Raw genomic sequence first — 9,427 nt, 5'->3', positions numbered from 1 at the left:
CCTTAGTCAACCAGTGTGTCACTAGCGTTGCAATCCCCTCACCATGCGAACCTGACCTCCCGAAACACTCACGCCCGTGACAAAAATCCGAGCCGCGGGAGGCTTGGCCCGCTTCCGTTCACCGAACATTCACCGGCGTGCGGGCCGACGGTCGGGGGCGGCCGCGAAGACGGCCGAGCCCGGCCCGATCGGCTACCGATGGTGATGGCCGGTCACCTGCTGGGGGTGAACTCGTGCACCACCACCGCGGCCGCGGCCACCGCCGGGTGGCGTTGCAGCACCGCCTCGATCTCGCCCAGCTCCATCCGCACGCCGGCGATCTTGACCTGGCGGTCCACCCGGCCCAGGTACTGCAGGGTGCCGGTGGGCAGCAGCCGGACCGCATCCCCGGTCTTGTACAGCCGTCCGCTGGGGGTGTCGGCGATGGGGTCGCGGAAGAAGGCGGCGCGGGTGCGGTCGGGGTCGCCCAGGTAGCCGCGGCCCACGCACAGCCCGCCGACGAACAGCTCGCCGACCTCGCCCATCTCGCAGGCCGCCCAGGTGCCGTCGTCCTCTTGGCGCAGCACGTACAGGTCGGCGTTGACGATGGGGGTGCCGATCGGCAGGCGCCGCAGCTCCAGGTCGGCGTGGGTGACGGTGTGGTGGGTGACGTCGTCGGAGCACTCGGTGGGCCCGTAGGCGTTCAGCAGCCGGGCCTGCGGCATGGTCTCCAGCCAGCGGCGGGCCAGCTCGGTGGGCAGCTCCTCGCCGGTGGCGATCATCCAGCGCAGCCCGCCCAGGGTGCCGGCGGGGGCGCCGGCCAGGTCGTCCAGCAGGTGGCGGACCATGGTGGGCACCAGCTCGACGATGGTGATGCCGCGCTCGTCCACGGTGCGGGCCAGCGCCACCGGGTCGTGGCCGACCTCGTCGCCGATCACCTCGACCCGGCCGCCCAGCAGCAGCGGGCACAGCATCTGCCAGACCGAGATGTCAAAGCCCAGCGGGGCGGTCTGGGCGAGCACGTCGGCGTCGGTCATCTCCAGGTCGATGACCTTGGCCCACAGGTGGTTGAGCATGCCGCGGTGCTCGACCACCGCGCCCTTGGGGCGTCCGGTGGAGCCGGAGGTGAACAGCACGTAGCGGGGCTGGTCCAACGAGTGCAGCCGGGGCTTGCCGGCCCACGGCTCGAAGTCGGACGCCTCCAGCGCGCGCAGCACCGGGCAGCCGGCCTGCGCGGCGCCCTCCAGCAGGGCCGGGGAGCGCTCGCCCTCGTCGACGTCCAGCAGCGCCACCGCCCCGGCCTGGGAGAGCACGTCGCGGACGCGGGCGGCCGGCCAGGTGGCGTCGGCGGGCACGTACAGGGCCCCCAGCAGCTCGATCGCCAGGAACGCCGCCACCACGGTGGCCGAGCGCCGTCCGCCCACGCCGACCACCTCGCCGGGCCGCACACCGGCCTCTTCCAGCAGCGCGGCCAGCCGGCGGGCCTCCTCGGCCAGCTCCCCGTAGGTCAGACGGCGCCGTTCGTCGGCCACCGCCGGGCGGTCGCGCTCGGCGGCCCACCGCTCCACCCGGGTGATCACCGGGTCGGCGATGTCCAGCTCGCGCGTGCGTGTCATCGCGTGCCGCACCGCCAGCTCACGGGCGCGCTCGGGCTGGCCCGGGCGCATCGGCAGCTCCTCCAGCCCGCTGAGCGGCAGCAGCCGGTCGGCGGCCGGTCCAGGACGCTCCATGATCACTCTCCGTAAACACAAACTGCTGCACAGTCACCCCGGAACAGATCCGGCAGGCGGCACTCGTCGTAGCTTATGACCACCTGGCCGCCAAATCAGCATTGTTGACGCAATCGAGCCTGATCGGGGCTTGCAAGGGGACATGCCCACAGGTACGGTGAGGCTCCGCCGCGCTTGATCAGCAACACGGCGAGTTCGGGGACGAGGAAAGTCGGGGGCAGCGACCCAACTAAAAACAATACTCCTTGCAAACGTCTTTTGAAAGACGTCTTCGAAACCTCCGGACCCAACAATAGAATAACGTTGACAAATTTCCCGGATCCGGGTTTTGAATCTCGTACGAGGTGCCCAGCGTGCCCATCATCAACTCGCCTCAGGACTTCAATGTCGAGGACCTTTACGTCGATTTGCGACCGGTGCTCGGCTACCCACTGTTTCTGAAGTGCGAGGGCTTCAATTTCGCCGGCTCGGTGAAACTCAAGGCGGCCGGGGAGATGGTCGCGGCGGCCGAGCGCGACGGACTGCTGACCTCACGCTCGGTGATCGTGGAGTCATCCTCCGGCAACCTGGGCATCGCGCTGAGCGTCATCGCCGCCAGCAAGGGCTACCGGTTCCTGTGCGTCACCGACCCCCGCTGCAACCCCGCCTCGATCCAGGTGATGCGGGCCCTGGGCGCCGAGGTGCGGGTGATCTCCGAAAAGGACGCCAACGGCGGTTACCTGGCCAGCCGGATCCGCTATGTGCAACAGCTGTGCGCCTCCGACGACCGTTATGTGTGGCTGAACCAGTACGCCAACCACAACAACTGGATGGCGCACTACCGCGGCACCGCCCCCGCCATCGACCGGCAGTTCCCCAACCTGGAAGTGCTGTTCGTGGGGGCCGGCACCACCGGCACGCTGATGGGCTGCGCCCGCTACTTCCGGGAACTGCGCCGCCCGGTCACCATCGTGGCGATCGACGCGGTCGGCTCGGTCACCTTCGGCGGCGCCCCCGCCCCCCGCCTGGTGCCGGGGCTGGGCACGTCCACCCGCCCGGAGCTGGTGGACGAGTCCTACATCGACGACGTGGTGCACGTGCCCGAGGCCGACACCATCCGCACCGTGCACCGCCTGGCCGCCAAGGGGTTCCTGTTCGGCGGCTCCACCGGCACCGTGGTCAGCGGGGCCGCCCGGTGGCTGGCCGAAAAGTACCCCGGTGAGGACCCCGTCGCCGTGGCCATAGCCCCCGACCTGGGGGAACGCTACCTGGACTCGATCTATGCGGAAAGCTGGCTGCGCGAGCACTTCGGCGAGATCGCCGATGAGCTCCCCGGCCGATCCGCCGCACGCGGCGCCGATATCCTCGGCGACTGATTCGTCATCCCCGTCCTTCGACCGGTCTACGGAGCCGTCCCAGATGAGCCAAGTCCCCAGCTTCGCCGTGATCTCCGGTGCCCAGGTGCACCAGGCCGTCAGCGGCCGCGAAGAGCAGATCATCCGCATCGTCGAGGCCGCCTACCGGCTGCACGGCCAGGGACGCACCGTCAACCCCGACTCCTACTTCCTGCGCTTCCCGGACCGCCCCTCCTCGCGGATCATCGCGCTGCCGGCCTCGGTGGGCGGCGAGGTGGACGTGCACGGCATCAAGTGGATCGCCAGCTTCCCCGAGAACGTCGCCGCCGGCATCCCGCGCGCCTCGGCGGTGCTGATCCTCAACGACACCCAGACCGGCTACCCGTTCGCCTGCCTGGAAAGCTCCATCATCAGCGCCGCCCGCACCGCCGCCTCGGCCGCGCTGGCCGCGGTGGAGCTGAGCAGGCGGCGCGGGGTGCGCCCCCGCCGGGCCGGGTTCTTCGGCGTCGGGCTCATCGCCCGCTACCTGCACACCTATCTGGTGGCCGGCGGCCTGGAGTTCGAGGCGATCGGGGTGCACGACCTGGTCGCCGAGCACGCCGAGGGCTTCAAGGGCTACCTGGAGCGCACCGAGCGCGGCCCGATCACCATCTACGACAAGCCCGAGGACCTGATCCGCTCCTGCGACCTGGTCGTCTTCGCCACCGTGGCCGGCGAGCCGCACGTGCTGGACCCGTCCTGGTTCGAGCACAACCCGCTGGTGCTGCACATTTCGCTGCGGGACCTGTCGCCGGAGATCATCCTGTCGTCCTACAACGTGGTCGACGACGTCGAGCACTGCATGAAGGCCAACACCTCCCCGCACCTGGCCGAGCAGCGGGTCGGCAACCGCGACTTCGTGGCCGGGACGCTGTATGACGTGCTGACCGACCGGATCACCCCGCCGGCCGACAAGCCGGTGATCTTCTCCCCGTTCGGGCTGGGGGTGCTGGACCTGGCGGTGGCGCGCTACGTCTACGACCAGGTCAAGGCCAAGGGCGAACTGCAGACCGTGCCGGACTTCTTCTACGAGCTCAAGCGGTACGGCTGAGCCGGCCGCCGTCCGATCATGGGGATGGACTCGGCCGGCAGGGGCGGCTCCTCCCCGAACACGTCGTCGCCGGCGGCGACGGTGAGCAGATCGGCGCCCAGCCGTTCCAGCGCGGCCGTCAGGTCGGCGCGGCTGGAGGCGGAGACGCCGCGCTGCAGCGGCTGGGCGTCAACGACTACGACGTGCTGGTGCTGGACCGCGACCTGCCGGTGGTGCACGGCGACGACGTGTGCCGGGCGGTGGTGGCGGCCGGGGCGCACGTGCGGGTGCTGATGCTGACCGCCGCCGCTGCGCCGGGCGGGCATCACGCTGGACCCGGCCCGCCGGGAGGTCTTCCGGAACGGCCGCCCGCTGTCGCTGACCCGCAAGGAGTTCGGGGTGCCGGCCGAGCTGCTGCGGGCCGGCGGCGCGGTGGTGCCGGCCGAGGAACTGCTGGAGAAGGTGTGGGACGAGCGCATCGGCCCGTTCACCCACACGGTGCGGGTGACGCTGATGAAGCTGCGCCGCGAGCTGGGCGAGCCCGCCGTCATCGAGACCGTGCCCGGCGTCGGCCACCGCATCCGCTGAGCCGTCCGCGGCGGGCGCGGCCTGAAGAGGGCCGCGTGCCGTACTGGGCCCTGCGCCCACCGAGGGCGATCCGGTGCTGCTGGAACGGCCGGTGCAGAACCTGGTGGAGAACGCCGTGCGGCACCACGTCGCCGTCGGCGGCCGGAGGGCGTGGAGCTGACGGTCGTCAACACCGGACCGGTGGTGCCGCCGTATGAGATCGAGGCCATCTTCGAGCCGTTCCGGCGGCTGCGCGGCGGCCGGGTGGGCTCGGAGCGGGGGGCCGGGCTCGGGCTGTCGATCGTCCGGGCGATCGCCGCCGCGCACGGCGGCCTGGTCGTGACGGTCCTCCTGCCCGCCGCCTCCGTCCCGGCCGCGCCGCCGAAAGATCCCGGGGAAGCGAAACAGGCGCATCGCGTCTGAGCGGACGTGCTGCGGGCACAAGCCCGTCCATGGGTGACAGACGAACCGACGTGCAAGAGCTGAGCGACCTGGAGCTGTACGTCTACGACGCGGTGGCCGGCGCCGACAAGGCCGGCCGGGCGCTGGGCGAGGCGGAGATCGGCGAGATCGCCGAGGAGACCGGGCGAGGCGAGGAGGAGGTGCGGCGGGCGCTGGAGCACCTGGTCGCCATCGACCATCTGCGGTCCCATTCGGCGGGATACGTCCTGGGACCGCACGACTGGGCGGCCTAACGTGAGCGGTCGGCAACCGTCCGGCTGAAGAGGGGTTGGGCATGCGGCTGGCCGTCACCGAGGAGCAGGAGGAACTGCGCGCCACACTGCGCCGTTTCTTCGCCGACAAGTCCCCCAGCGAGCGGGTGCGCCATCTGATGGCCACCGCCGAGGGGTACGACCCGGCGGTGTGGCGGCAGCTGGCCGAGCAGCTGGGGGTGCCGGGGCTGGCGATCCCCGAGGAGTACGGCGGCGCCGGGTTCGGCATGCGCGAGCTGGTGATCGTCATGGAGGAGGCCGGCCGGGCGCTGGCGTGCGCGCCGCTGCTGTCGGTCGCGCTGGCCGCCCAGGCGCTGCTGGCCTGCGACGATGAGGAGGCCAAGCGGGAGCTGCTGCCGCAGATCGCCGCCGGCCGCATCGCCACGGTGGCGGTCGCCGAGGAGGACGGGCGCTGGGCGGCCGAGGCCATCGCGGCCACGGCGGCGTCCGCAGCCGGCGGCCACCGGCTGGAGGGCGTCAAGTCGTTCGTGATCGACGGGCACACCGCCGATCTGCTGCTGGTGCTGGCGCAGGCGCCCGGCGGCCTGTCGCTGCTGGCGGTGGACGGCGACGCCCCGGCTCTGACGCGCACCCTGCTGCCCACCATGGACCAGACCCGCAAGCTGGCCCGGCTGGAGCTGGCCGGCACGCCCGCCCGGCTGATCGGCCGGGAGGGCGACGGGGAGCGGGTGTTGGCCCGGCTGCTGGATGTGGCGGCGCTGGCGCTGGCGGCCGAGCAGCTCGGCGGCGCCCAGCGGGTGCTGGAGATGAGCGTGGAGTACGCCAAGGTCCGCCACCAGTTCGGCCGTCCGATCGGCAGTTTCCAGGCCATCAAGCACAAGTGCGCCGACCTGCTGATGGAGATCGAGTCGGCCCGCTCGGCGGTGCTGTACGCGGCGACCGCGGCCGATGAGAACCCCGCGGAGCTGCCCGTGGTGGCCGCGCTGGCCCAGGCCTACACCTCCGAGGCGTTCTTCCACGCGGCCGGGGAGAACATCCAGATCCACGGCGGCATCGGCTTCACCTGGGAGCACGATGCGCACCTGTACTTCAAGCGGGCCAAGTCCTCTCAGCTGCTGCTCGGCGGCCCCGCCCACCATCGTGAACGGGTCGCCCAACTGATCGGCCTGTGAAAGCGGCCGATCTGTAGGATCGGCGCATGCCCCCCATCGCCCGGGCCGCCAGCGGCTGCCTCTTCGGACTGGCCTACGGGGACGCCCTCGGCGCCGAGACGGAGTTCCTGGACATGCAGACGATCCGCGACCGGTTCGGGGAGGAGGGGCCGCGGGATCTGCCCGGCGCGCCGGCGCTGGTCACCGACGACACGCAGATGACGATCGCGGTGGCCGAGGGGTTGCTGGGCGCCCTGGAGCATCCGCCGCTCGCCCCCGAGTCGGTGCTTCCCCGCTGGCGGCGGCACTTCATCGACTGGCTGCACGATCCGGACAACGACCGCGCCCCGGGCGCCACCTGCCTGCAGTCCTGCCGGAACCTGGAGGACGGGCTGCGGTGGGTGGAGGCGACCCAGCACCGCTCCAAGGGCTGCGGCGCCAACATGCGGGTGGCGCCGGTGGGCCTGGTGCCCGGGCTGACCGACGAGCAGCGGGCCGGGGCCGCCCAGCTGCAGGCGGCGCTCACCCACGGCCACCCGACCGCCCTGGTCGCCGCCGAGCTGACCGCGTTCGCGGTGTGGTGGCTGCGCGAGGGCTTGGCCCCCGCCGAGCTGCCCGCCGCGCTGCGCGAACGCTGCCATGCCGCCGCCTACCGTGAGCAGTGGCTGGAGGACCTGTGGCGGCGGGCGGGCGCGGACGGCCCGCGGGAGTTCATCGCCCTTGGCCGGCGAGAGTGCCTGACGGCGCTGGACCGTCTGGAGGAGGCGCTGGCGCGGGCCGGCCGGGAGGACGACCCGTGCCGGATCACCGGGGAGGGCTGGGTGGCCGAGGAGGCGCTGGCCACCGCGCTGCTGTGCTTCCTGCTGTTCCCCGGCGACCCGGTGGCGGCGATCCGGCGGGGCGCGGCCAGCTCCGGCGACTCCGACTCCATCGCCTGCCTGGCCGGGGCGTTCGCCGGGGCGCACCTGGGCATGGACGCCTGGCCCGCCGGCTGGGCCGGCCGCATCGAGTACGCCGAGAAGCTGGCCCGCTTCGGCCGCGCCTGGGACTGACCGCGCCGCGGGTGCGTCGCGGCCACGGGCGATGCACCGGCCCGGACCGTCACGGCGTCGGGGCCTGGCCGAGGTCTCCGGCCGCGAAAGGCCCGCCGAAGCGGCGCCGTCCACCCGAGCCTTCGGTCCGCGAAGGGAGCGGCCGCACGGCAAGGTCGAGGAGAACTTCACCCCGGTGGGACTTCGGTCCGCGAAGGGAGCGGCCGCACCGGGGGTGCGTTCTCAATCGGCGGGCAGCGGGCGGGGGCGCAGGCCGCGTTCGGTGACCCGGCGCAGTTGCTCACTGGTGAGGACGCGGGGTTCGCCGATGGACTTGGCGCGCACGTAAAGGCCGCACAGCCACTCCAGCAGCCGGGCGTTCTCGAAGGCGTCCTCCAGGTCGGCGCCGATGGTGACGCCGCCGTGGTTGGCCATGAGCGCCGCCCGCATCCCCCCGTCCATCGCCTTGCGGACGTTGGCGGCCAGTTCGGGCGTGCCGTAGGTGGCGTATTCGGCGACCTTGACGATCCCGCCGAGCAGCAGGGTGTTGTAGTGGAGCGGGGGCAGCTCGGTCAGGGTCGTGGCCACCACCGCGGCGTAGGTGGAGTGGGTGTGCACGATCGCCGGGGCCCCGGTGGCCTCGTAGACCGCCAGGTGCATGGGGGTCTCCGAGGACGGTTCCCGCTCGCCTTCGACGACGGCGCCCGTCAGGTCGATCACCGGGCAGTCGGCGGGGGTCATGCGCTCCAGGCGCATCCCGGCCGGGGAGACCGCCACCAGGTCGCCCCGGCGCACGCTGATGTTGCCGGCGGCGCCCAGGACCAGCCCGGTGTCGACCATCTTGCGGCCGATCTCGCACAGCTCCCGGCGTTCGTCCTCCAGCAGCATCCCCGACCTCGCGTCCACGGCGTCCCGGCCACCGGAAGGCGGCAGAGCGCGTCCCCGACGCCGGCTCTGCGGATCCGGTGATCGGGGCGGCTCCCCGACCGAACCGTCTCACATCCGACGATTAGTCACTTATCGCCACAGCAGAAACACAGCATAAGGAAATGGCTCTCGATGCGACCGCGCCGCCGCACCGAGAGCCACGCTTTAAAGAAAGTAGACGCCCGGAACATGTCATTGGTTTCCGGAGTGTTACGAAGCCCCTCCTCCCGCAGCGGTGACCGCCGGGCCCACCCGGGGAAGCGGACCCGACTCGGCCCACAGCCGGTCGCCGAGCACCGCCTCGGCGGCGCCCACCAGCTGGGTCAGCCGCAGCACCTCGCTGCGGTGGAACGGCGGCGCCCCGGTCCGGGCGACCAGCAGCGCCAGCCGCCGGTCCCCGATCGGGATCACCGCATAGCGCGTGCCGTCGGCGGCGGTGAAGGCACGCGGCCGCAGCGGTTCCAGCGGCGGCACCTCGATCCCGCCGAACACGCCGAGGCTGGTGTGGACCAGCACGGCCTCTCCGGCGTCGTCGCCCTCCGGCGCGACCTTGAGCAGTCCCGCCCAGTCGGCGCTGAGCATGGCCGGCACCGCGTCGGTCAGGACGGCCAGCGCCCTCTCCCCCGCGGCGGCCAGCTGGCCGATCAGCGCGACGTCCTGGCCGGTCCCCTGCGGCTCGACGGTGGGCCAGATGCCGACCACCTCCACCCCGGGCACCGAGGTCAGCCCCTCACGCAGCCGGTCGACGCCGGCGCCGGTCGGCCAGAGCACCGTGAAGTCGTCCAGCGCCCGCCCGCCGTCACGTTCCAACACGGTCATCTGGACGATGTCGGCGCCCGCGGCCCCCAGCGTCCGGGCCACCTTGCCCAGCGAGCCCGGCCGGTCCGGCAGTCGCACCCTGATCCGCAACAACATCGTCACCTCCTCGTACACCCCAGCCTGCGCATGTCCGGTTTCCAGCGTGT

Annotated in this window: 8 protein-coding genes and 2 pseudogenes; 7 read left to right on the top strand and 3 right to left on the bottom strand. The window is 72.1% G+C overall.

All coding sequences use genetic code 11. The annotated features are described in order from the left end of the window. Nucleotides 1–212: 212 nt before the first annotated feature. Nucleotides 213–1,709, bottom strand: a complete 1,497-nt coding sequence (locus BUE48_RS09390) for an amino acid adenylation domain-containing protein (RefSeq protein ID WP_286989647.1) — start codon at nt 1,707–1,709, stop codon at nt 213–215. A 353-nt stretch (nt 1,710–2,062) separates the two neighbouring features. On the opposite strand from BUE48_RS09390, the gene sbnA reads away from it, so the two are divergent. The 7 genes and pseudogenes from sbnA to BUE48_RS09350 all read left to right on the top strand — a co-directional run bounded on the left by sbnA (nt 2,063) and on the right by BUE48_RS09350 (nt 7,556). Continuing rightward, nucleotides 2,063–3,064 carry a 2,3-diaminopropionate biosynthesis protein SbnA gene (sbnA, locus tag BUE48_RS09385; RefSeq protein WP_286989646.1) on the top strand — a complete coding sequence of 334 codons (1,002 nt, stop codon included), beginning with the start codon at nt 2,063–2,065 and terminating at the stop codon, nt 3,062–3,064. Nucleotides 3,065–3,107: 43 nt separating this feature from the next. Beyond that, nucleotides 3,108–4,133 carry a 2,3-diaminopropionate biosynthesis protein SbnB gene (gene sbnB / locus BUE48_RS09380; RefSeq protein ID WP_012852237.1) on the top strand — a complete coding sequence of 342 codons (1,026 nt, stop codon included), beginning with the start codon at nt 3,108–3,110 and terminating at the stop codon, nt 4,131–4,133. 89 nt (nt 4,134–4,222) lie between these two features. Continuing rightward, nucleotides 4,223–4,700 (top strand): annotated as a pseudogene (locus BUE48_RS09370) (response regulator transcription factor). 34 nt (nt 4,701–4,734) lie between these two features. Next, nucleotides 4,735–5,102 (top strand): annotated as a pseudogene (locus tag BUE48_RS09365) (ATP-binding protein); the annotation flags it as partial. Between the two features lie 29 nt (nt 5,103–5,131). After that, the gene (locus BUE48_RS09360; RefSeq protein ID WP_012852236.1) at nt 5,132–5,374 is read left to right on the top strand and encodes a hypothetical protein; all 243 of its coding nucleotides are present in this window, start codon (nt 5,132–5,134) and stop codon (nt 5,372–5,374) included. 41 nt (nt 5,375–5,415) lie between these two features. After that, complete coding sequence (locus BUE48_RS09355) at nt 5,416–6,525, top strand: acyl-CoA dehydrogenase family protein (protein ID WP_012852235.1); 1,110 nt, start codon at nt 5,416–5,418, stop codon at nt 6,523–6,525. A gap of 26 nt (nt 6,526–6,551) precedes the next feature. Next, nucleotides 6,552–7,556 (top strand): ADP-ribosylglycohydrolase family protein, encoded by a 1,005-nt coding sequence (locus BUE48_RS09350; RefSeq protein ID WP_012852234.1) that lies wholly within the window; start codon nt 6,552–6,554, stop codon nt 7,554–7,556. Nucleotides 7,557–7,778: 222 nt separating this feature from the next. On the opposite strand, the gene BUE48_RS09345 is transcribed toward BUE48_RS09350, so the two are convergent. Together BUE48_RS09345 and BUE48_RS09340 are read right to left on the bottom strand one after the other, a co-directional pair. Further along, a complete protein-coding gene (locus BUE48_RS09345; protein WP_245537020.1) occupies nt 7,779–8,441 on the bottom strand; it encodes a class II aldolase/adducin family protein in 663 nt (220 codons plus the stop codon). 231 nt (nt 8,442–8,672) lie between these two features. Then, nucleotides 8,673–9,377, bottom strand: a complete 705-nt coding sequence (locus BUE48_RS09340) for an ACT domain-containing protein (protein ID WP_286989645.1) — start codon at nt 9,375–9,377, stop codon at nt 8,673–8,675. Nucleotides 9,378–9,427: the final 50 nt, after the last annotated feature.

The organism is Thermomonospora sp. CIF 1 (assembly GCF_001896795.1).
Taxonomy (GTDB): domain Bacteria; phylum Actinomycetota; class Actinomycetes; order Streptosporangiales; family Streptosporangiaceae; genus Thermomonospora; species Thermomonospora curvata.
This window is presented reverse-complemented; position numbering and strand designations above follow the sequence as displayed.

What these genes read in the sequence shown, in the direction of transcription:
- BUE48_RS09390 (WP_286989647.1), bottom strand. Translation starts at nt 1,709, where the DNA reads ATGGAGCGTCCTGGACCGGCCGCCGACCGGCTGCTGCCGCTCAGCGGG.
- sbnB (WP_012852237.1), top strand. Translation starts at nt 3,108, where the DNA reads ATGAGCCAAGTCCCCAGCTTCGCCGTGATCTCCGGTGCCCAGGTGCAC.
- BUE48_RS09360 (WP_012852236.1), top strand. Translation starts at nt 5,132, where the DNA reads ATGGGTGACAGACGAACCGACGTGCAAGAGCTGAGCGACCTGGAGCTG.
- BUE48_RS09355 (WP_012852235.1), top strand. Translation starts at nt 5,416, where the DNA reads ATGCGGCTGGCCGTCACCGAGGAGCAGGAGGAACTGCGCGCCACACTG.
- BUE48_RS09350 (WP_012852234.1), top strand. Translation starts at nt 6,552, where the DNA reads ATGCCCCCCATCGCCCGGGCCGCCAGCGGCTGCCTCTTCGGACTGGCC.
- BUE48_RS09340 (WP_286989645.1), bottom strand. Translation starts at nt 9,377, where the DNA reads ATGTTGTTGCGGATCAGGGTGCGACTGCCGGACCGGCCGGGCTCGCTG.